Origin of the sequence: Agromyces cerinus subsp. cerinus, from assembly GCF_900142065.1 — a bacterium.
In the GTDB taxonomy this organism is placed as follows: Bacteria; Actinomycetota; Actinomycetes; order Actinomycetales; family Microbacteriaceae; genus Agromyces; species Agromyces cerinus.
Genome location: NZ_FSRJ01000004.1, coordinates 550,831 through 570,427, shown reverse-complemented (window position 1 = coordinate 570,427; position 19,597 = coordinate 550,831). Strand labels below are relative to the sequence as shown.

The 19,597-nt window shown below is 70.4% G+C and carries 21 protein-coding genes; 12 read left to right on the top strand and 9 right to left on the bottom strand.

What is annotated here, in order from left to right; genetic code table 11:
* Window positions 1–47: 47 nt before the first annotated feature.
* Window positions 48–1,361 (top strand): D-arabinono-1,4-lactone oxidase, encoded by a 1,314-nt coding sequence (locus tag BUR99_RS16920; RefSeq protein WP_074261509.1) that lies wholly within the window; start codon window positions 48–50, stop codon window positions 1,359–1,361.
* A gap of 91 nt (window positions 1,362–1,452) precedes the next feature.
* On the opposite strand, the gene BUR99_RS16915 is transcribed toward BUR99_RS16920, so the two are convergent.
* From BUR99_RS16915 to BUR99_RS16905, 3 genes are read right to left on the bottom strand one after another with little or no spacing between them, the layout of a single operon-like run.
* A complete protein-coding gene (locus tag BUR99_RS16915; RefSeq protein ID WP_074261508.1) occupies window positions 1,453–2,187 on the bottom strand; it encodes an ABC transporter permease in 735 nt (244 codons plus the stop codon).
* Entirely contained in the window at window positions 2,184–2,996 is an 813-nt protein-coding gene (locus BUR99_RS16910; RefSeq protein WP_074261507.1) for an ABC transporter ATP-binding protein, read from the bottom strand. The genes BUR99_RS16915 and BUR99_RS16910 overlap by 4 nt, the downstream gene beginning before the upstream one ends.
* Window positions 2,986–3,648: a TetR/AcrR family transcriptional regulator gene (locus tag BUR99_RS16905; protein ID WP_074261506.1), complete on the bottom strand. Its 663-nt coding sequence runs from the start codon at window positions 3,646–3,648 to the stop codon at window positions 2,986–2,988. Before BUR99_RS16905 ends, BUR99_RS16910 begins: the two co-directional genes overlap by 11 nt.
* Window positions 3,649–3,781: 133 nt before the next feature.
* On the opposite strand from BUR99_RS16905, the gene BUR99_RS16900 reads away from it, so the two are divergent.
* Complete coding sequence (locus BUR99_RS16900) at window positions 3,782–4,348, top strand: LemA family protein (protein ID WP_074261505.1); 567 nt, start codon at window positions 3,782–3,784, stop codon at window positions 4,346–4,348.
* Window positions 4,349–4,357: 9 nt separating this feature from the next.
* Window positions 4,358–5,236, top strand: a complete 879-nt coding sequence (locus BUR99_RS16895) for a M48 family metalloprotease (protein WP_074261504.1) — start codon at window positions 4,358–4,360, stop codon at window positions 5,234–5,236.
* 58 nt (window positions 5,237–5,294) lie between these two features.
* Here the strand turns inward: BUR99_RS16895 and BUR99_RS16890 are convergent, their stop codons facing one another.
* Window positions 5,295–6,623, bottom strand: coding sequence for a winged helix-turn-helix domain-containing protein (locus tag BUR99_RS16890; protein ID WP_327077907.1), 1,329 nt, complete (start codon window positions 6,621–6,623; stop codon window positions 5,295–5,297).
* Between the two features lie 22 nt (window positions 6,624–6,645).
* Between BUR99_RS16890 and BUR99_RS16885 the strand changes: the two genes are divergently transcribed.
* Window positions 6,646–7,869 carry an AI-2E family transporter gene (locus BUR99_RS16885; protein ID WP_084184089.1) on the top strand — a complete coding sequence of 408 codons (1,224 nt, stop codon included), beginning with the start codon at window positions 6,646–6,648 and terminating at the stop codon, window positions 7,867–7,869.
* Window positions 7,870–7,874: 5 nt separating this feature from the next.
* Window positions 7,875–9,119, top strand: coding sequence for a threonine ammonia-lyase (gene ilvA, locus BUR99_RS16880; protein ID WP_394327849.1), 1,245 nt, complete (start codon window positions 7,875–7,877; stop codon window positions 9,117–9,119).
* Between the two features lie 3 nt (window positions 9,120–9,122).
* On the opposite strand, the gene greA is transcribed toward ilvA, so the two are convergent.
* Window positions 9,123–9,614, bottom strand: a complete 492-nt coding sequence (greA, locus tag BUR99_RS16875) for a transcription elongation factor GreA (protein ID WP_074261501.1) — start codon at window positions 9,612–9,614, stop codon at window positions 9,123–9,125.
* 88 nt (window positions 9,615–9,702) lie between these two features.
* Window positions 9,703–10,158 (bottom strand): DUF4307 domain-containing protein, encoded by a 456-nt coding sequence (locus tag BUR99_RS16870; RefSeq protein ID WP_074261500.1) that lies wholly within the window; start codon window positions 10,156–10,158, stop codon window positions 9,703–9,705.
* 114 nt (window positions 10,159–10,272) lie between these two features.
* On the opposite strand from BUR99_RS16870, the gene BUR99_RS16865 reads away from it, so the two are divergent.
* Window positions 10,273–10,596, top strand: a complete 324-nt coding sequence (locus tag BUR99_RS16865) for a hypothetical protein (RefSeq protein ID WP_084184114.1) — start codon at window positions 10,273–10,275, stop codon at window positions 10,594–10,596.
* A gap of 51 nt (window positions 10,597–10,647) precedes the next feature.
* On the opposite strand, the gene trhA is transcribed toward BUR99_RS16865, so the two are convergent.
* Window positions 10,648–11,451 carry a PAQR family membrane homeostasis protein TrhA gene (trhA, locus tag BUR99_RS16860; protein ID WP_084184087.1) on the bottom strand — a complete coding sequence of 268 codons (804 nt, stop codon included), beginning with the start codon at window positions 11,449–11,451 and terminating at the stop codon, window positions 10,648–10,650.
* Window positions 11,452–11,524: 73 nt separating this feature from the next.
* On the opposite strand from trhA, the gene BUR99_RS16855 reads away from it, so the two are divergent.
* From BUR99_RS16855 to BUR99_RS16845, 3 genes are all read left to right on the top strand, one after another.
* Window positions 11,525–12,310, top strand: coding sequence for an isoprenyl transferase (locus BUR99_RS16855; protein ID WP_074261498.1), 786 nt, complete (start codon window positions 11,525–11,527; stop codon window positions 12,308–12,310).
* Between the two features lie 70 nt (window positions 12,311–12,380).
* Window positions 12,381–13,499 (top strand): aminotransferase class V-fold PLP-dependent enzyme, encoded by a 1,119-nt coding sequence (locus BUR99_RS16850; RefSeq protein WP_074261497.1) that lies wholly within the window; start codon window positions 12,381–12,383, stop codon window positions 13,497–13,499.
* 268 nt (window positions 13,500–13,767) lie between these two features.
* Window positions 13,768–15,114 (top strand): PhoH family protein, encoded by a 1,347-nt coding sequence (locus BUR99_RS16845; protein WP_084184086.1) that lies wholly within the window; start codon window positions 13,768–13,770, stop codon window positions 15,112–15,114.
* Between the two features lie 78 nt (window positions 15,115–15,192).
* Here the strand turns inward: BUR99_RS16845 and BUR99_RS16840 are convergent, their stop codons facing one another.
* Window positions 15,193–15,819, bottom strand: coding sequence for a pyridoxamine 5'-phosphate oxidase family protein (locus BUR99_RS16840; protein ID WP_074261496.1), 627 nt, complete (start codon window positions 15,817–15,819; stop codon window positions 15,193–15,195).
* A gap of 98 nt (window positions 15,820–15,917) precedes the next feature.
* Between BUR99_RS16840 and BUR99_RS16835 the strand changes: the two genes are divergently transcribed.
* From BUR99_RS16835 to BUR99_RS16825, 3 genes are read left to right on the top strand one after another with little or no spacing between them, the layout of a single operon-like run.
* Complete coding sequence (locus BUR99_RS16835) at window positions 15,918–16,259, top strand: PadR family transcriptional regulator (protein ID WP_074261495.1); 342 nt, start codon at window positions 15,918–15,920, stop codon at window positions 16,257–16,259.
* On the top strand, window positions 16,256–17,374 hold the full coding sequence (locus BUR99_RS16830; RefSeq protein ID WP_074261494.1) for a hypothetical protein: 1,119 nt from the start codon (window positions 16,256–16,258) through the stop codon (window positions 17,372–17,374). The genes BUR99_RS16835 and BUR99_RS16830 overlap by 4 nt, the downstream gene beginning before the upstream one ends.
* A 27-nt stretch (window positions 17,375–17,401) precedes the next feature.
* Window positions 17,402–18,052, top strand: a complete 651-nt coding sequence (locus BUR99_RS16825) for an HAD-IA family hydrolase (RefSeq protein WP_074261493.1) — start codon at window positions 17,402–17,404, stop codon at window positions 18,050–18,052.
* Window positions 18,053–18,118: 66 nt separating this feature from the next.
* Here BUR99_RS16825 and BUR99_RS16820 read toward each other — a convergent pair whose 3' ends face one another.
* Window positions 18,119–19,531 (bottom strand): class II fumarate hydratase, encoded by a 1,413-nt coding sequence (locus tag BUR99_RS16820; RefSeq protein WP_394327848.1) that lies wholly within the window; start codon window positions 19,529–19,531, stop codon window positions 18,119–18,121.
* Window positions 19,532–19,597: the final 66 nt, after the last annotated feature.

Sequence of the window (19,597 nt, the reverse complement as noted above, 5' to 3'; positions counted from 1 at the left end):
GTGAGTACGGGTCGCGATTCGACTCGTGCACGAGATGAGGAGTCCCTGTGACCGCGACTGGAGCCACTTGGCGCAACTGGGGTCGCACGGAGTCGGTGCGGCCCCTTCGCGTGGAGCGTCCCGCCACGGCCGAGGCGGTGCAGCGGGCGGTCGCGTCGGCTGCGGCATCCGGCCTGCCCATCAAGCCCGTCGGCTCGGGCCACAGCTTCACCGGCATCGCCGTCGCGCCGGGCGTGCAGCTCGACATGACCGGCGTCTCGGGAGTCATCGACGCGGATGTCGCGACGGGCCGGGTCACCCTCGGCGCCGGCACCCGGCTGCACGAACTGCCCGAGCTGCTCGCTCCCTATGGGCTCGCGCTCGCGAACATGGGCGACATCGACCGGCAGACCATCTCGGGTGCGACCTCGACCGGCACGCACGGCACCGGCCTCGCCTTCGGCGGCCTCGCGACGCAGATCGTCGCCGCCCGCCTCGTGACCGGCACGGGCGAGCTCATCACCGTGAGCGAGACCGAGCGCCCCGAACTGCTGCCGGCCGTGCGCCTCGGCCTCGGTGCGCTCGGCGTGCTCGTCGACGTGACGCTGCAGCTCGTGCCGCGGTACGTGCTGCACGCGGTCGAGAAGCCCGAACCGCTCGGCGAGGTGCTCGACGGGTGGGAGGAGCGCGTGCGCGCCGCCGACCACTTCGAGTTCTACTGGTTCCCCCACACCGAGGCGGCCCTGACGAAGACGAACACCCGCCTGCCGGGCGACGCACCGCGGCGCCCGCTCGGGCGCCTCTCGCGCTGGGTCGACGACGAGCTGCTCGCGAACGGCGCCTACCGCGGCGTCTGCGCACTCGGCACGGTCGCCCCCGGAGTCGTTCCGGTCTTCGCGCGCCAGGTCGAGAAGCTCACGGGCGACCGCGACTTCGCCGATTTCTCGCCGAAGGTCTACATCACGAACCGCACGGTGCGGTTCCGCGAGATGGAGTACGCGGTGCCGCTCGAGGCGGTGCCCGCCGCCATGCGCGAGGTGCGCGAGCTCATCGAGCGGAAGGGCTGGCGCATCAGCTTCCCGATCGAGGTGCGCGCCGCGGCATCCGATGACAACTGGCTCTCGACCGCCCACGGCCGCGAGTCGGGCTACATCGCCGTGCACCGCTACTTCCGTGAAGACCCGACCGAGTACTTCGCCGCGGTCGAGGCGATCATGCGAGGGTACGGAGGGCGCCCGCACTGGGGCAAGATGCACTCGCGCGACGCCGAGTCGCTGCGCGAGGTGTACCCGCGCTTCGACGACTTCCTGCGCGTGCGCGACGAGCTCGACCCCGAGCGACGCTTCGCGAACCCGTACCTCGACCGGGTGCTCGGCACGTAGCCTGCTGAACCGACGAGGGGCGGATACCACGCGGCATCCGCCCCTCGTCCGTCGTGCCTCGCGCGCGTGCGTGTGTGTGTGCGTGAGCGCGTCAGGGCGTGCGGCGACGCAGCGTGATCGAACCGAGCACGATCGAGCCGACGATCCACGCGACGATGACCAGGATCTTCGCGGTGATCCACTCGGCGCTCTCCGAATCGGCGGCGACGGCCTGCAGGGCATCGATCGCGAAACTCAGCGGCAGCCACTCGCTGATCGCCTCGAGCGCGGGGGGCAACTGGTCGCGGGGGATGAAGATGCCGCCGAGCAGGATCTGCGGGAAGACGATGAGCGGCATGAACTGCACGACCTGGAACTCGGAGCGCGCGAAGGCGCTCGCGAGGAGGCCGAGCGCGGTGCCGAGCAGGGCGTCGGCGACCGCCACGGCGAAGAGCAGCCAGATCGAGCCCTCGATCTCGAGCCCGCAGACCCAGACGGCGAACGAGACGGCGATCGCCGTCTGGAACACGGCGAGCAGGCCGAACGCGAGGGCGTAGCCGAGGATGAAGTCGCCCTTGCCCATCGGCATCGACAGCAGCCGCTCGAGGGTGCCGCTGCGGCGCTCCCGCAGGGTCGAGATGCTCGTGACGAGGAACATCACGATGAACGGGAAGAGGGCGATCATCGCGGGGCCGATGTCGGTGAACAGGTCGGTGTCGACGAAGATCCAGGCGACGAGGCCGATGAGCAGGCTCGGCACCACGAGGAGCAGGGCGACGGTGCGGGGGTCGTGTCGGATCTGGCCGAGCACACGGCCGGCGGTCGCGAAGGTGCGGGTGAGGTTCATCGTTCCGCCTCCGACTCGGTCTCGGTGGAGGGACGCAGGTCGGGCTTGCCGCGCTCGATGAGGCGCAGGAAGGCCTGCTCGACATCGTCGGTGCCGGTGACCTGGAGGAGGCCCTGCACGGTGTCGTCGGCGAGCAGCGCGCCGTCGCGCAGGAGCAGCAGGCGGTCGCACCGCTTCGCCTCGTCCATGACGTGGCTCGAGATGAGGAGCGTCGCGCCGTCGTCGGCGAGGCTGCGGAACAACGCCCAGAGCTCCACGCGGAGCACCGGGTCGAGGCCGACCGTGGGCTCGTCGAGCACGAGCACCTCGGGATCGCCGAGGAGGGCCGCCGCGAGCGAGACCCGGCTGCGCTGGCCGCCCGAGAGCGAGCCGACGAGCCGGCCGGCGACCGAGCCGAGGTCGGTGCGCTCGATGACACGGTCGATATCGGATGCCGGTGCGCCGATGATGCGCCGGAAGTAGGCGAGGTTCTGCCGCACCGAGAGGTCGTCGTAGACGCTCGCCTGCTGGGTGACGTAGCCCATGCGCGTGCGGAGGGCCCGGCTGCCAGCCGGCAGGCCCAGCACCTCGATCGTGCCCGACTTCACGACCTGCACGCCCACGATCGCGCGCATCAGGGTGGTCTTGCCGCTCCCGCTCGGGCCGAGCAGGCCGATCAGGTGGCCGCGCGGCACGGCGAGCGAGAGCCGATCGAGCGCGGGGACGCCACCGCGGACGACCGTCAGGTCCTGCACGATGACCGCGGCGGAGGATGCCGATCCGGACGATGCGCCGGATGCGGACCCCGCGGCATCCGAGTTATTCATCATGTGCTGAATCATTCGCCGACCGCGCCGTGCTGTCAAGCGATTCCGGACTCCCGGTCAGGTGCCATTGCACGGCCGGTCCGACCCGTCTCACGAGCTCGTCGACGTCGACCGAGGCGACCGGCTCGAACTCGAGCACGTAGCGCACCATGATGACGCCCACGAGCTGGGAGGCCGCGAGCTCGGCACGGAGTTCGGCGTCGTCGGCGTCGCCCAGCGCGGTGGCGATGCGCTGCATGATCTCGTGGCGGAGGAACTCGCGGAGCATGCGGGCGACGGGTCCCTGGCCGATCGCCGACCGCAGTGCCGCCACCGCAGCCGGGCGAACGGCTCCGGAGTCCCACGCCGTCAGCACCGCGCGCACGAGACGGCCTCCGAGCTCGTCGATCGGGGCGGCGAGCGCCTCGCGGACGACCCGCTCGGGACGCAGCGGCACCTCGACGACCTCGGCGACGAGCGCCTGCTTGCCGTCGAAGTAGTGATGCACCAGCGCCGGGTCGACGTCGGCCCGACGGGCGATCGCCCGCATCGATGCCGCCTCGTACCCGTGCTCGGCGAATTCGGCGGTCGCGGCGGCGAGGATGCGCGCCCGAGTGTCGCCCGCGTTCGCTCCGCGGGGGCGGCCTCGCCGACGGCGTTCCGAGTGCTCCGTCACAGCCTGAGCCTATGCCCGGAGAACGCCCTCCGGATCCTCCGAGTCTCATGGGAAGCACAGCTCACGCGAAGGGTCGCTCGTTACACTGAAACCACACAGCAAACCACGCTCAGAGCGCTTAGGAGTCCGTGCCATGGAATGGCTCATCCCCCTCATCATCGTCGTCGCGCTCGTGGTGATCATCGGCATCTACCTCTGGGCGACGTACAACTCCCTCGTCACGCTGAACGTGCGTGTCGACGAGGCGTGGAGCGACATCACGGTGCAGCTGAAGCGCCGTGCCGACCTGATCCCGAACCTCATCGAGGCGGTCAAGGGCTACGCGGCACACGAGAAGTCGGTGTTCGAGTCCGTCACCCGGGCCCGCGCCGAGACGCTGACCGCTCAGGGCCCCGCAGAGGCCGGTGCCGCCGAGAACCACATGCAGCAGGCGCTGAAGTCGATCTTCGCGGTCGCCGAGGCCTACCCCCAGCTGCAGGCCAGCCAGAACTTCCTGCAGCTGCAGTCCGAGCTCGTCGACACCGAAGACAAGATCCAGGCCTCGCGCCGGTTCTACAACGGCGGCGTGCGCGAGCTCAACACGAAGATCAAGGTCTTCCCGAACACCCTGTTCGTGCGCAACCTCGGCTTCCACGAGCGCGACTTCTTCGAGGTCACGGAGCCGGCGGCGATCGCCGAACCTCCGCGCGTGCAGTTCTAAGGGCCGGCGTTGTACCGCGCGATCGCGAAGAACAAGCGCAACACCGTCTTCATCATCCTGTTCTTCCTCGCCATCATCGGCGGGTTGGGCTGGCTGGCGGCGGTCATCTACCAAGACGTCACGATCGTGGTGGTCACGCTCGTGATCGCGACGGCCTACGCGCTGTTCCAGTACTTCACCGCCGACCGTCAGGCGCTCTCGATGTCGGGCGCGGTCGAGCTGCACTCGAAGGCCGACCACCCGCGGCTCTGGCGCACCGTCGAGAACCTCTCGATCACCACCGGCACCCCGATGCCGCGTGTGTTCGTCGTCTCCGACCCTGCGCCGAACGCGTTCGCCACCGGCCGTGACCCCGAGCACGCCGTCGTCGCCGCGACCACGGGCCTCCTCGAGATCATGGACGACGCCGAGCTCGAGGGCGTCATGGCCCACGAGCTCGGGCACGTGCGCAACTACGACATCCGCCTCTCGATGGTCGTGTTCGGCCTCGTCGTGGCCGTCGGGTTCATCTCCGACATGCTCGTGCGCATGGCCTTCTTCGGCGGTCGAGGCAACAACAACGGCAACCCGATCGTCATGATCTTCGGTCTCGTCGCGATGCTCATCGCGCCCCTCGTGGCGAGCCTCGTGCAGCTCGCCGTCTCGCGTCAGCGCGAGTACCTGGCCGATGCCACCGGCGCGATGACGACTCGGCACCCCGACGCGCTCGCCCGCGCGCTCCTGAAGCTCGAGACCTATGGCCGGCCCATGCAGCGCCAGAACTCGTCGATGGCCCACCTCTGGATCGCCGACCCGCTGAAGCCCGGTCTCATGGACAAGCTCTTCGCCACCCACCCGCCGATCGCCGACCGCGTCAAGCGGCTCGAGGAGATGGGCGGCGCCTTCTAGGCGCTCAAGAGCTCACGAGACCGGCAGCTCAGCTGATCGGCTCAGGTGCCCAGCAGGCTCAGCCTGCTGCCCGGAGCTCGGCAGCGAGCGCGGGGGAGAGGTCGCCCCGCCCGGTGACGCTCACCTCGCCGAGCCCTTGCCAGGCCGCCGCGCGCTGCAGCACCGGCACGAGCCGTGCAGCAGTCTCGGCGGGCGCACCGGGCTCGCTCCACGCCGACTGCACCCGCAGCACTCCGGCCTGCCGGTCGCTCTTCAGATCGACGCGGCCGACCACCCGATCGTCGATGAGCACCGGCAGCGAGTAGTACCCGAACTTGCGCTCGGGCTCGGGCGTGTAGATCTCGATGCGGTAGTGGAAGTCGAAGAGCCGCTCGGTGCGCGGCCGGAACCACACCACGGGGTCGAACGGCGAGAGCACCGCGGCCGTCTCGATGCGTCGCGGCCGCTTGGCATCGCGGTGCAGCCAGGCCGGCGTCTGCCGCGCCCCGGTCTGCCACCCGGGGACCTCGACCGGCAACAGCACCCCGGACTCCTCGAGTTCGGTGATCGCCTGCCGCACGGGGGCGCGCTTCATGCGCCAGTAGTCGGCGAGGTCGGCTTCGGTCGCGATGCCCTGAGCGGATGCCGCCAGCTCCACGAGCTCGCGCACGGCGTCGGCCTCGGCCGGAGCGGTGCCGAGCAGCTCGCTCGGCAGTGCCTGCTCGGGCAGCGCGTAGACGCGCTCGAAGCGGCGCCGCTCGACGCACACGACGTCGCCGGTGCGGAACATCATCTCGAGCGTGCGCTTGACGTCGGACCAGCCCCACCACGGGCCGCGTCGTTCGTTGGCGTCGTGCTCGATCTCGCTCGCCCGCATGGGGCCGTTCGCGGCGAGCTCCGCCCTCAGCCACTCGGCCAGCGGGGCGTCTTCGGCGACCCACCCGCCCCAGTCGCTGCCGTTCGCCCGGAACGCCGCGCGGCGGAACTCGAAGAGCGGCCAGAGCTCGCGCGGGATGAACGCGGCCTGGTGCGCCCAGTACTCGACCATGCGCCCGCGGCGGCCCGTGGTGATGCGATCGAGCGCGGTGCGGTCGTAGGCGCCGACCCGACTGAACGCGGGCAGGTAGTGGCTGCGCTCGAATACGTTGACGGAGTCGATCTGCAGGAGCGCGAGCCGATCGATGACGCCGTTGACGGCGCGGGTGCCCGGCGCCTCGGGCAACGGGCGCGCGAAGCCCTGCGCGGCAAGTGCGATGCGGCGGGCGAGGGCGGGGCTGACGACGTCGACCATGATGCCTCGACGATAGCGGGAGCGACCGACACCGAGCGCGACGGGGGCGGCGAGCACGACGAGGCCGACGATGCGACGAGGGCGCGCGGCATCCGTCGCCCATGCCGTCCTGTTCATACGCCGCGCCTAGACTGGAGCGATGACGGACTCCACGGGGCGGAAACGGGGCCGAGTGTCGCGGGGTGCAGCAGAGGTGCAGCCGCCCGCGCAGCAGGCGGGCTCCGCGCCGCGCGACGTCGCCGACAGCATCCCGTTCGGGATGCGCCTGGCCGCCGGCTGGTCCTGGCGTCTGCTGCTCATCGGCGGCGTGCTCGCCGTGGTCGTCTTCCTGATCATCCAGCTGCGCCTCATCGTCATCCCGATACTCGTGGCGGTGCTCATCGGCGCGCTGCTCGTGCCGTTCTCGGGCTTCCTGCAGAACCACCGCTGGCCGAAGTGGCTCTCGGTGCTGACCGCGATGCTCTCCGCGCTCGTCGTGGTCGGAGGGCTCCTCACCCTCGGCATCTGGCAGATCGTGCGCGGTTCCGACGAGCTCGCCGCGCAGACGCTCGTCGCGTGGGACCGCTTCCGCGACTCGCTGCTCAACGGGCCGTTCCACATCACCGAGGCGCAACTGAACGACTGGGCCGACCAGCTCATCCAGTCGGTGCAGCAGGACACGGGAGTGCTCCTGAGCGGTGCGCTCTCGGTCACCACCACGTTCGGCCACTTCCTCGCAGGCATGCTGCTCGCCCTCTTCGCGACCCTCTTCATCCTCATCGACGGACGCGGCATCTGGAACTGGATCGTCGGCATCTTCCCGCGGCGCGGGCGCGCCGCCATCGACGGCGCCGGTCAGGCAGGCTGGGCGACGCTGCAGAACTTCGTGAAGGTGCAGATCCTCGTCGCGACGATCGACGCGATCGGCATCGGCCTCGGAGCCTTCTTCCTCGGGGTGCCGCTCGCCGTGCCGATCGCGATCCTCGTCTTCCTCGGCTCGTTCATCCCGATCGTCGGCGCCGTCATCACGGGCGCACTCGCCGTCTTCGTCGCCCTCGTCTACCTCGGCTTCTGGCAGGCCGTGATCATGCTGGGCATCGTGCTGCTCGTGCAGCAGGTCGAGGGCCACGTGCTGCAGCCGCTCATCATGGGCACCGCCGTCAAGGTGCATCCGCTCGGCGTCGTGGTCGCGGTCGCGACCGGTTCGCTGGTCGCCGGCATCCCCGGCGCGCTCTTCGCGGTGCCCGTCGCCGCGGTCGTGAACGTCATGATCCTCTCCGTCGCGAGCGGTGCGTGGAAGAACGACGCCGGTCCGCCACCGCCGGTCCGGTCGGCGCTCTGGCGCACGGTCCCGCAACGCCCCGGCTACAAACGAGGAGAATGAACGAGTTGTCGACCACGACCACGATCGCAGGACCCAGCCTCGCCGACTTCGAGCGTGCGCGGGGCGTCGTCTCCGCCGTCGCCCGGCAGACGCCCATGGAGTCGTCGCGGTTCCTCGCCGAGCTGCTCGGCGTGCCCGTGCACCTCAAGTGCGAGAACCTGCAGCGCACGGGCTCCTACAAGCTCCGGGGCGCCTATCACCGCATCGCCGCCCTGACCGAGTCGGAGCGTGCTCGCGGCGTCGTCGCGGCCTCGGCGGGCAATCACGCGCAAGGTGTGGCGTTCGCCGCTCGTGAGCTCGGCATCCACGCCACGATCTTCATGCCGGTCGGCGTCGCCCTCCCGAAGCTCGAGGCGACCAAGGCCTACGGCGCCGACGTCGTGCTCCGCGGCGACTCGGTCGGCGAGACCCTCGAGGCGGCGGCGGCATTCGCCGACGAGACCGGCGCGGTCATCATCCCGCCGTTCGACCACCCCGATGTGATCGCAGGCCAGGGAACGCTCGGACTCGAGATCCTCGAGCAGACCCCCGACGTCGCGACGATCGTGGTGCCCATCGGTGGCGGCGGGCTCGCCGCCGGCATCGCGAGCGCCGCGAAGCAGCGCGCCGCAGAGCTCGGGCGCACGATCCGCATCGTCGGCGTGCAGGCCGAGAACGCTGCGCCCTACATCGCCTCGCTCGCGGCGGGCACTCCGCAGCGCGTGCCGGTCGTGCCCACGATCGCCGACGGCATCGCGGTCTACCGCCCCGGCGAACTGAACTTCGAGATCATCCGCGAGGCGATCGACGAGATCGTGACGGTCTCCGAAGACGACATCGCACGGGCGCTCCTCGTGCTGCTCGAGCGTGCCAAGCTCGTCGTCGAGCCGGCGGGTGCGGTCTCGGTCGCGGCGATCATGACGGGTCAGATCGTCTCCGACGGTCCGGTCGTCGCGATGCTCTCGGGCGGCAACATCGATCCGCTGCTCATGCAGCGGGTCATCGCGCACGGCCTCGCGGCGTCCGATCGCTATCTCACGCTCCGCATCGGCATGCCCGACCGTCCCGGCCAGCTCGCTCGCATCGCCGAGCTGCTCGCCGAGGCGAATGCGAACGTCATCGAGGTGCTGCACACGCGGCACGGCTCGGGGTTGCAGATCTCCGAGGTCGAGCTCAAGCTCTCGATCGAGACCCGTGGCCCCGAGCACCGGGCCGAGGTCGTCGAGGTGCTGCGACGGGCCGGTTACGAACCGGTCGTCGACAACGACTGACGCCTACTGGCCGCCCCAGGTCTCGACGCTCGTGATCTCGACGGCGATCTCGCGACCGTTCGGCGCGGTGTAGCTGGTCTTCTCGCCGACCTTCAGGCCGAGGATCGCGGCACCGAGGGGGCTCTGCGTGCTCCACACGTCGAGCTCGGAGTCTCCGGCGATCTCGCGGCTGCCGATGAGGAACGTCTCTTCGTCGCCGGCGATGATCGCGGTGATGACGGTGCCGGCCTCGACGACGCCCGACGACTGCGGTGCGTCGGCGACCTCGGCGGTGCGGAGCAGCTCCTTCAGCTGACGGATGCGGGCCTCCATCTTGCCCTGCTCGTCTTTGGCCGCGTGGTAGCCGCCGTTCTCCTTGAGGTCGCCCTCCTCGCGCGCGGCCTCGATTCGCTTGGCGATGTCTTCGCGGCCGTGGGTGGAGAGGTGCTCGAGTTCCGCTGCCAGGCGGTCGTAGGCCTCCTGGGTGAGCCAGGTGGCGGTGACGTCCTGCGCCATGATGCACACTCCCGTGCCAGTGCAGCCTCGACCGCACTGACGTATATAGACGTGTCGCCCCGACGGATGTCGGAGCGAATGCCCCATGTTAGGTGAGCCAGCAGCCGTAAATCAAACCGGTGTTCGCCTCCTGGGCGACCCGCACCGTCTCGGTGAGGCTGCGAAGGTGCCGATCGGACGCCGGAACCTCGATGATCTTCCAGCCCACGACGGTGAAGTCCTCGTTGAAGGCCTGCACGGCGCACGCGGTCTCGTTGCCGGGCGGCACCGACAGGGTCCAGGTGACCTCGACGGCGCGGTTCTCGTTCATGAGCCGATGACCGGTGTCGGTGACCTCGATCTGCGGCTTCTGGCCGTCGAGGCCCGCCCAGACGACCCACGCCACGAGCACGATCGCGAACGCGATGGCGCCGCCGATGAGCAGCACTCGATCGCGGGTGCGGTGCGTGCGGGTGCGCCCGTATCGCTCGTCGAGCACGCCGTCCGTGGGCGCTGCGTTCGAGGGCGCTGTGTTCTGGGGCGCTGCGTTCTGGGGCGCGGTCACCGCAGGCTCCTTCGAGGTCGATCGTCTAGGCTGGAATTCAAGCCTAACGCGCCCGGCGCAGGCCGAAGCCCGCCCGTGCAGGCGTGAATCAGTGCAAGCGTGAAAGAGAGTCCGATGCTCGTCGTCTCAGCCCTGACCGTCCTGGCGGAAGACGAGGAGTTCGACCCCAACACGGTGACGCCCGGCGTCTGGGGCTTCGTCATCACGTTCCTCATCATGGTCGCGGTGCTGCTGCTGATTCTCGACATGGTGCGTCGCATCCGCCGCACGAACTACCGCATCGAGGTGCGCGAGCAGCTCGAGGCCGAGGCGCGCGATGCCGAGATCGCCGAGGCCGACGGCCAGGTGACGGATGCCTCGGGCACGCTGCCGCCCGCCGAGCCCGGTGCGACCGATGAGGGGCCCGATGAGGGGCCCGACGAGGCATCCGCTCGCTGACCGGGTCTCGAGACGCCGCGGCGCTCGCTCGCCGACCAGCGGCGACCGGCCTCAGCCCACGTGGTAGACCGGCGCGATCGCGATGAGCAGCGTCGCCGTCCAGTGGCACATGAACGCGAGCACCGTGCAGGTGTGGAAGATCTCGTGGAACCCGAAGACGCCGGGCCACGGGTTCGGCTTCTTGAGCCCGTAGACGATGGCGCCGCCCGTGTAGAGCAGGCCGCCGACGATCACGAGCACCATCATCGCGGCGTTCGCGGCGAGCAGGTCGCCGAGGTACATCACGGCCGCCCAGCCGAGCAGCAGGTAGAGCGCGACGTAGAGCCAGCGCGGCGCGCCGATCCAGAACACGCGGAAGCCGATGCCCGCGAGCGCTCCGGCCCAGACGACGCCGAGCAGCAGCCAGCCCTTGTCGGGCGGCAGGGCGAGCACCGCGAGCGGCGTGTAGGTGCCGGCGATCAGCAGGAAGATGTTGGCGTGGTCGACGCGCTTCAGCACGAGCTTCGTCTTCGGCTTCCAGTTGAAGCGGTGGTAGAGCGCCGAGTTGCCGAAGAGCAGCATCGAGGAGACCACGAAGACCGCCGAGGCCCACTTCGCCGGCGCGCCCTCGGCGAGCGCGATGAGCACGATGCCCGCCGCGATCGTGACCGGGAAGGTGCCGGCGTGGATCCAGCCGCGCCACGTGGGCTTGACCTCTTCGGGGTGCGCGAGCGAATCGTCGAGCAGCGGGATGTTCGGCAGATCGGGGCCGTGCGCATCGCGCGCGACGGCGGTGTCGCCCGGATCCTCCGCCGCGACAGGGCGGGTGAGTTCTTCGACGGCGTCGTGTGATGCGCGGCGGCGCTTCGAGGTCATGCTCACAGCGTAGGACCTCGCCGGTCACGGCCGCCTGTGAGTGGCGGATGCGACGGAGGGGTAGCGTAGTCCCGTGCAGACGAGCGATCAGCCCCTCGGTCGCGGCATCCTCTACCGCCTCTACCAGAACCGACTCCGGCGCGGGCTCGACCCCGAGGCCATGCCGCGACACGTCGCGATGATCATCGACGGCAACCGCCGCTGGGCGAAGCAGCTCGGCTACGACACCGCAGCTCACGGCCACCGTGCCGGGGCGGCGAAGATGCGCGAGTTCCTCGAGTGGTGCGACGACGCCGGCATCAAGACCGTCACGCTGTACCTGCTCTCGAGCGACAACCTCGGCAATCGCCCCTCCGCGGAGCTCGCCGACCTGATCGAGATCATCGCCGAGCTGGCCGAGGAGCTCTCGCACTACCGCGACTGGCGCGTGCAGCACGTCGGGTCGGATGCCGGCCTGCCCGAGCCGCTCGTCGCGGCGCTCGACGCGGCGGAGCACCGAACCGCCGACAAGCACGGCCTGCACGTCAACCTCGCGGTCGGCTACGGCGGCCGCAAGGAGATCACCGACGCGATGCGCTCGATCGTGGCCGAGCATCACGCCGAGGGGCGGAGCCTCGACGACCTCGCCGAGCGGCTGACGCCCGACCTGATCGGCCAGCACCTCTACACGGGTGGCCAGCCCGACCCCGATCTCGTCATCCGCACCTCGGGCGAGCAACGGCTCAGTGACTTCATGCTCTGGCAGTCGGCCCACAGCGAGTTCTACTTCGTCGAGGCGCTCGGCCCCGACCTCCGCAAGGTCGACTTCCTGCGCGCGCTCCGCGACTACACGAAGCGTCATCGCCGATTCGGCGGATGACTCGCGACACCCGCGTCTGCGAGACTATGCGCGCCGACCAACTCCGCCTCGATGAAGGGGGCACCACCACGTGACCATCGACGATTTCACCGCCGGATTCACCCAGGAACCCGGGTACCTCGACTACGGCCGGGTCGGGCCGCTCTCGACCGCCGCCGCCGAGGAGTCGCTCGTCTTCACCCAGGTGCTGCAGCGCGCCCGCCACGGCAGCCTCGACGAGATCCGCGAGCAAGACGGTCGCGTGCGCGCGGCGGCGTCGGCGGTCACCGGTTTCCCGGCCGACCAGATCGTCTTCCAGCCCAACACGACGACGGGCATCATGCACGCGATGTTCGGCCTCACCGGCGGGGTGCTGCTCTCGGCAGAGGAGTTCCCGAGCCTGCCCATCGCCGCGGTGCGCGCTCAGGAGGCGCTGCACACCGTGCAGCCCGTGTGGCTCGAGACCGACCACGGCAAGGTGACCCCTGGCCAGATCCGCGAGCAGCTCGAGTCGAACGTGGCCGCCGTCGCGGTGAGCCTCGTCGATTCGCGCTCGGGGTACCTCTGCGACATCGAGGGCATCCGGCAGGTCATCGGCGATCGACTGCTCATCGTCGACGCCATCCAGGGCTTCGGCGTCGTCGACGCGCCGTGGGAGGTCGCCGACGTGGTGCTGACCGGTGGGCAGAAGTGGTGCCGCGCCGGCTGGGGCACCGGGTTCATGGCGTTGTCGCCGCGCGCGCTCGACCAGCTGACCCCGGTGTTCTCGGGCTTCACCGGCACTGAAGAGGACGAGCCCTGGGGCGAGGTGCCGCCTCCGGCGCCCGATGCCCGCGCCTACCGGGTGTCGAACCCCGACCCGCTGGCCGAGGCGCGGTTCGCGGCGAGCCTCGAGGAGATCGCCGACGTCGGCGTCGCCGCGATCAACACCGCGATGACCGAGCGGGTCAGCCAGGCCATCGAGCTCGCCGACGAGTTCGCGATCGCCGTGGTCTCGTCGCGCGACGAGCGCGAGCGCGCCGGCATCGTCGTGCTCGAACCGCCGACCGAGCAGGTGACCCTGCTCACCGCGTCGCTGCACAACCACGGCGTCACGGCCACCATGCGGCAGGGGCGCATCCGGCTCTCGGTGCACGCCGCGACCTCCGGCGAGACGCTCGAGATGCTGCGCGCGGCGTTCGTGTCGTACGGCACCGCGGCGAGCTACTGACGCTGTTGCGGGTCGAGTCCGTCGAAGCTGACACTTCTGCGGGTCGAGCCTGTCGAAGCTGTTTCCACGAACGCGGGGTTTCGACAAGCTCAACCCGCGGAATGTGAACGCGAGGTGACCTGCCGCGTGTCGCTTCCGGAGTTCCGGCGAGACGGACGTAGGTTCACCTCAACAGGTAAATCGCCTGTTCGAGTCGGCTCGTGAACCGCTCGTGGGAGGTTCGCCGCCGGCGCGGAATGCCGAGCTGAAGCTCGGGGCGGGAGCTGGCGTGTCACTCTCTACCTCCAAGTCGACCGATCTCGCGGCGGGTGCCGCTGCAGCACAGCAGGAGCGCACGTACGTGCTCGACACCTCGGTGCTGCTCTCCGATCCGAAGGCCCTGTTCCGCTTCGACGAGCACGCCGTGGTGCTGCCCGTCGTCGTGATCACCGAGCTCGAGGCGAAGCGGAACGACCCCGAGATCGGTTACTTCGCCCGTCAGGCGCTGCGCATCCTCGATGAGTTGCGCGTCGAGCACGAGCGGCTCGACTTCCCGATCACCGTCGGCGACGGCGGATCGCTCCGCGTCGAACTGAACCACAGCGACCAGAGCGTGCTGCCGTCGGGGCTTCGGCTCTCGGACAACGACTCGCGGATCCTCGCGTGCGCGCTGAACCTCTCCAACGACGGCCTCGCCGTCACCGTCGTCTCGAAGGACCTGCCGCTGCGCGTGAAGGCCGCGTCCATCGGTCTCGACGCCGCGGAGTACCGGCACGAGCTCGCGGTCGACTCGGGATGGAACGGCATGGCTGAGCTCGACCTCGGCTCCAACGACATGGCCAAGCTCTACGAGCACGAGCACCTGACGATGCCCGCCGACCTCGAGCAGCCGATCAACACCGGCCTCGTCATCCACTCCGACCGGGGTTCGGCGCTCGGCCGGGTCGTGGGGGAGCGCGAGGTGCGGCTCGTGCGCGGCGACCGCGAGGTCTTCGGGCTGCACGGGCGCTCGGCGGAGCAGCGGCTCGCGATCGACCTGCTGCTCGATCCCGAGATCGGCATCCTCTCGCTCGGCGGTCGGGCCGGCACCGGCAAGTCGGCGCTCGCCCTGTGCGCGGGCCTCGAGGCGGTGCTCGAGCGCCAGCAGCACAAGAAGATCATGGTGTTCCGTCCGCTCTACGCGGTCGGCGGCCAGGAGCTCGGATACCTGCCGGGCGATCAGGGCGAGAAGATGAACCCCTGGGGCCAGGCGGTGTTCGACACGCTCGGCTCGGTCGTCTCCGACAACGTGCTCGAGGAGGTCATCGACCGCGGCATCCTCGAGGTGCTGCCGCTCACGCACATCCGCGGGCGCTCGCTGCACGACGCGTTCGTGATCGTCGACGAGGCGCAGTCGCTCGAGCGCAACGTGCTGCTCACGGTGCTCTCCCGCATCGGCCAGAACTCGCGGGTCGTGCTCACGCACGACGTCGCCCAGCGCGACAACCTGCGGGTCGGCCGCCACGACGGCGTCGCGAGCGTGATCGAGACGCTGAAGGGGCATCCGCTCTTCGCTCACATCACGCTCACGCGCAGCGAGCGCTCGGCGATCGCGGCGCTCGTCGCCGAGATGCTCGACGGGCACGAACTGGCCTGAGCACCGAACGAGTGGCACGTGGGGCCCCGAGAGATCGGGGCCCCACGTCGCGCCGAGCGTCGTCTCAGCCGCGTCGCGTCAGCCGTAGAGCTTCGCGTCGTACGTCGGGCCGTAGTACGCGTCGAGCGCCTCGACGGACTCGTTCGGCCGTTCGAGCGCCTGCGCGATCACGGCGCGGCGGGGCGCCGCCGCGGGATCCCAGGTCTCGGGCTTCCACGTCTGCGATCGCAGGAACGCCTTCGAGCAGTGGGAGAAGATCTCGTCGATCGCGACCTCGAGCACGAGCAGGGGCTCGTGCCCCCGCACCTGCATGCGATCGGCGTAGGGCGCATCGCGCAGCAGCCTGCCACGGCCGTTGATACGCAGCGTGTCTCCGCGGCCCGGGATGACGAAGAGCAGGCCGACGTGCGGGTTCTCGAGCACGTTGTGGAAGCCGTCGGCACGGCGGTTGCCCGGTCGCTCGGGGATCGCGATGGTCGTGTCGTCGAGCACGATCGCGAAACCGGCGGGGTCGCCCTTGGGGGAGACGTCGGCGTTTCCGGCGGCATCCGCCGTCGAGACGAAGCAGAGCGGGGATGCCGCGAGCCACTGCCGATCGATCGCGTGCAGGCGATCGCGCGACTTGTCGCGGGCGGCGGGCAGCGGCGAGCCGATGATCGCCTCGAGCTCGGCGGTGGTCGTGACGGGGGTGCCTCCATGATCCATGGCTCCACGCTACGCCGTCGCCCGACCTCGATCGTCACGACGAATCTCCCAGGTTCCGGACATTGCCTCGGCTATCTCTATATAGCTAGAGTTCGAGCATGGAACCGCTCAGTCGCATCACGGATGCCACGGTCGACGTGCTGCAGGCCCTGCTCGATTCGCCCGGCCCGGTCTGGGGACTCGCCCTGGTCAAGGCCTCGGGCCGCCCGGCCGGCAGCGTCTACCCGATCCTCGAACGACTCGAGCGTGCGGGCTGGCTCGAGAGCGAATGGGAGCAGGATGCCTCGCGGCCCGGGCCGCGCCGCAGGTACTACACGTTGAGCGAGGGCGGCGCGGCCGCGGCCCGGCAGGCGATCGCGGTGCGAGCGACACGCAGCTCGACCGCGGCTGCCGCCGCGACGGCGACGACGGCACCCGCCGTCGCGGGCGGACTCGCATGAGCGGGCGGATCGCCCGCGGCGCGCTCGCCGTCGCCGTGCGGCTGCTGCCCGACGCCCGGCGCGAGCGCTACCGCGAGGAGTGGGCGGCCGACCTGCGGGACGCCCCGGCCGCGGGCGTGTCGACCGCGCAACTCGTCGCCGGCGCGTTCGGCGTCGTGCTGCGGGCTCCGCGCTCGCCGGAGGCGTTCGGGGTGACGCAGGGCGCGCTCGCCGGCCGCCGGCTGCGCTGGGCGGCCGCATGGTCGATGGCCGCGGTGATGCTCGCGCTCGGGAGCTTCTTCACGACGCCGTTCCTCGACGGCGGTGCGTTCGGCGACCTGCGCTCGGGCGTGTTCGTCGTCGTCGCGCTCATCGGGGGCGTCGGGCTGGTCTGGCTCGCCGCTGCGATGCACGGGCTGCTCGCGTCACGCGCTCCCGGCTTGCGCTGGGCGGTCAGCCTGGGGGTCGCGGTGCTCGCTGTGCCGGTGCTCGCGGTGCTGAGCGTCGCGCTCGTGCCGGCGATGATGCTCGGCGGCATGCTCCTGGGCGTGGCGATCGCCATCTTCGCCGCGGCGCTCCCCGCCGAGACCGATCCCGAACTCCGCCGCACCCGGCCGGGGCTGCCTGCGCGCCTCGGCACTCGTGCGACGGCGTTCGTCGGCGCGGTCGTCGTGCTCGGCGGCGCCGCGTTCGCCGTCGTGCACATCCTCGTCTGGAACCCCCAGTCGAAGGTGCCGGCACTCTCCCTGCCCGAGATCTACGCGCAGATGGCGGATCGCGGAGAGCCCGCGGGCCCGTCCGTGGCATACGCTCTCGTCTGGGCCGCGACGTGGGTGCCGCTCGGCCTGTTGTTCCTCGCGACGGCCGTCTTCGGCAACCGCGGCATCCTCCGACGCCTCGACGCCCGCCGCATCGCCCGCGCGAGCCTCGTCGCCGTCGTCGGCATCGGGTTCACGCAGTGGGTCGCCGGGTTCTCGATGGGCATGTCGATCGCCGACACCTTCGCAGTGAGCGGCGGCGACAGCGCGGTCAGCGGGCTGCTGCTGACCGCTGCGGCGACTGTCGCCGGTGTCATCGTGGCGCTGCGCGTGCTGCCGCCGGCATCCGTCGCCCGCTCCGCCCGCGCGATCGCCTGAAGCGCGGCCGCCTGAGAGGATCGGATCATGCGGTCGAAACGTGCGGTGCTCTTCGACGTCGACGGCACGCTGATCGACGCGATGGCGGGCCAGCGGCGCATCTGGCACGAGTGGGCCGAGCGATTCGAACTCGACCCGGCGGTCGTCTACGAGACGGCGTTGCGCACCCGGCCGCTCGAGACCGTGGCCGAAGTGCTGCCGGGGCGCGACCCGGCTCCGCTCGTCGCCGCGTTCGATCGGCTCGAAGACGTGGAGGCCGAGCACGGAGCGGTGCGTGGAATCGATGGAGCCGCGCTGCTCCTCTCGTCGCTCGAACCGAACACCTGGGCCCTCGTGACCTCGAACGCCGAGCGGCGCGTGACGGCACGGTTCCGTCGACTCGGATTGCCGTTGCCCGAGGTCATCGTCGACAACCGGGCGACCGACGCGGGCACGCCGTCGCCCGACCCCTACCTGCTCGCGGCTCTCCGGCTCGGCGCCCACCCCCGCGACTGCCTCGTGATCGAGGACGCTCCCGCGGGTGTCGCCGCTGGGCTCGCCGCGGGCATGGCGACCTGGAGCGTGAACGGCGAGGTGCCGGTCACCGGCGCCCACCGTCATTTCCGCAGGCTCGCAGACGCGTCGGCCGACATCATCGGCTTCCTCGCGGGCCACGACGTGCACGCGACATCCGCCTGATGTAGCAGGCTGCAGACGACGAAGCGCCCCGCCGGATCGGCGGGGCGCTTCGTGGTTCGCCGAGGCTCAGGCCTGTGGCGGTCGCGTCATCGAGAGCAGGTCGAGCGCGGTGTCGAGCTGCTCGATGGTGAGGTCGCCGCGCTCGACGTAGCCGAGGTCGATCACGGCTTCGCGCACCGTGATGCCCTTGGCCACCGAGTGCTTCGCGATCTTCGCGGCGGCCTCGTAGCCGATGAGCTTGTTGAGCGGGGTCACGATCGAGGGCGACATGCCCGCGAGGGCGGTCGCACGCTCGACGTCGGCCTCGAGGCCGTCGATCGTCTTGTCGGCGAGCACGCGCACCGAGTTGGCGAGCAGGCGGATCGACTCGAGGAGGGCGGTGCCCATGACCGGGATCTGCACGTTGAGCTCGAAGGCACCGGATGCCCCGGCCCACGCGATCGTCGCGTCGTTGCCGATGACCCGTGCGCAGACCATGAGCACGGCCTCGGGAACGACGGGGTTCACCTTGCCCGGCATGATCGAGGAGCCCGGCTGCAGGTCGGGGATGCGGAGCTCGCCGAGGCCCGTGTTCGGGCCGGAACCCATCCAGCGGAGGTCGTTCGAGATCTTCGTGAGGCTCACGGCGATCGTGCGCAGCGCGCCCGATGCGTCGACGAGGCCGTCGCGGTTGGCCTGCGCCTCGAAGTGGTCGGCGGCCTCGGTGACCGGCAGTTCGGTCTCGGACTGCAGCAGCGAGATGACGAGCTGCGGGAACCCGGCCGGCGTGTTGATGCCGGTGCCGACGGCCGTGCCGCCGAGGGGGACCTCTGCGACGCGGGGGAGCGCCGTGCGCACGCGCTCGATGCCGAGGCGGATCTGGCGGGCGTAGCCGCCGAACTCCTGGCCGAGGGTGACGGGGGTCGCGTCCATGAGGTGGGTGCGGCCGGCCTTGACGACGCCGGCCCACTCGACGGCCTTCGCCTCGAGGGCGACGGCGAGGTGGTCGAGCGCGGGGATGAGCTCGTCGATGAGCGCCGCGGTCACGGCGATGTGCACCGAGGTCGGGAAGACGTCGTTCGACGACTGCGAGGCGTTCACGTGGTCGTTGGGGTGCACCGCGCTGCCGAGCTTGCTCGTCGCGATGGTGGCGAGCACCTCGTTCATGTTCATGTTCGAGGACGTGCCCGAGCCGGTCTGGTAGACGTCGACCGGGAAGTGCTCGGTGTAGCTGTGGACGCCCGCGATGACCTCGTCGGCGGCGTCTTCGATCGCCTTCGCGATGGCCGGGTCGAGCACGCCGAGCTGGGCGTTCGCCTGCGCGGCGGCCTTCTTGATGCGCGCGAGCGCCTGGATCTGCTGGGGCTCGAGGCCCGCTCCGGAGATCGGGAAGTTCTCGACGGCGCGCTGCGTCTGCGCCCGGTAGAGCGCCGATGCGGGGACCCGCACCTCGCCCATCGTGTCGTGCTCGATGCGATAGTCGGCGGCGTTGTCCACCACGGTGTGTTCCCTTCGATGTGCGGTGCCGGATGTCCCGGCTGATGCCGCTCGTTCAGTCGGCTCGAG

Bases quoted from the DNA above. Each gene is read 5' to 3' on its own strand.
- BUR99_RS16915 (WP_074261508.1), bottom strand. From the start codon at position 2,187: ATGAACCTCACCCGCACCTTCGCGACCGCCGGCCGTGTGCTCGGCCAG.
- BUR99_RS16910 (WP_074261507.1), bottom strand. From the start codon at position 2,996: ATGATGAATAACTCGGATGCCGCGGGGTCCGCATCCGGCGCATCGTCC.
- BUR99_RS16900 (WP_074261505.1), top strand. From the start codon at position 3,782: ATGGAATGGCTCATCCCCCTCATCATCGTCGTCGCGCTCGTGGTGATC.
- BUR99_RS16890 (WP_327077907.1), bottom strand. From the start codon at position 6,623: ATGAACAGGACGGCATGGGCGACGGATGCCGCGCGCCCTCGTCGCATC.
- BUR99_RS16885 (WP_084184089.1), top strand. From the start codon at position 6,646: ATGACGGACTCCACGGGGCGGAAACGGGGCCGAGTGTCGCGGGGTGCA.
- greA (WP_074261501.1), bottom strand. From the start codon at position 9,614: ATGGCGCAGGACGTCACCGCCACCTGGCTCACCCAGGAGGCCTACGAC.
- BUR99_RS16865 (WP_084184114.1), top strand. From the start codon at position 10,273: ATGCTCGTCGTCTCAGCCCTGACCGTCCTGGCGGAAGACGAGGAGTTC.
- trhA (WP_084184087.1), bottom strand. From the start codon at position 11,451: ATGACCTCGAAGCGCCGCCGCGCATCACACGACGCCGTCGAAGAACTC.
- BUR99_RS16840 (WP_074261496.1), bottom strand. From the start codon at position 15,819: ATGGATCATGGAGGCACCCCCGTCACGACCACCGCCGAGCTCGAGGCG.
- BUR99_RS16835 (WP_074261495.1), top strand. From the start codon at position 15,918: ATGGAACCGCTCAGTCGCATCACGGATGCCACGGTCGACGTGCTGCAG.
- BUR99_RS16830 (WP_074261494.1), top strand. From the start codon at position 16,256: ATGAGCGGGCGGATCGCCCGCGGCGCGCTCGCCGTCGCCGTGCGGCTG.
- BUR99_RS16825 (WP_074261493.1), top strand. From the start codon at position 17,402: ATGCGGTCGAAACGTGCGGTGCTCTTCGACGTCGACGGCACGCTGATC.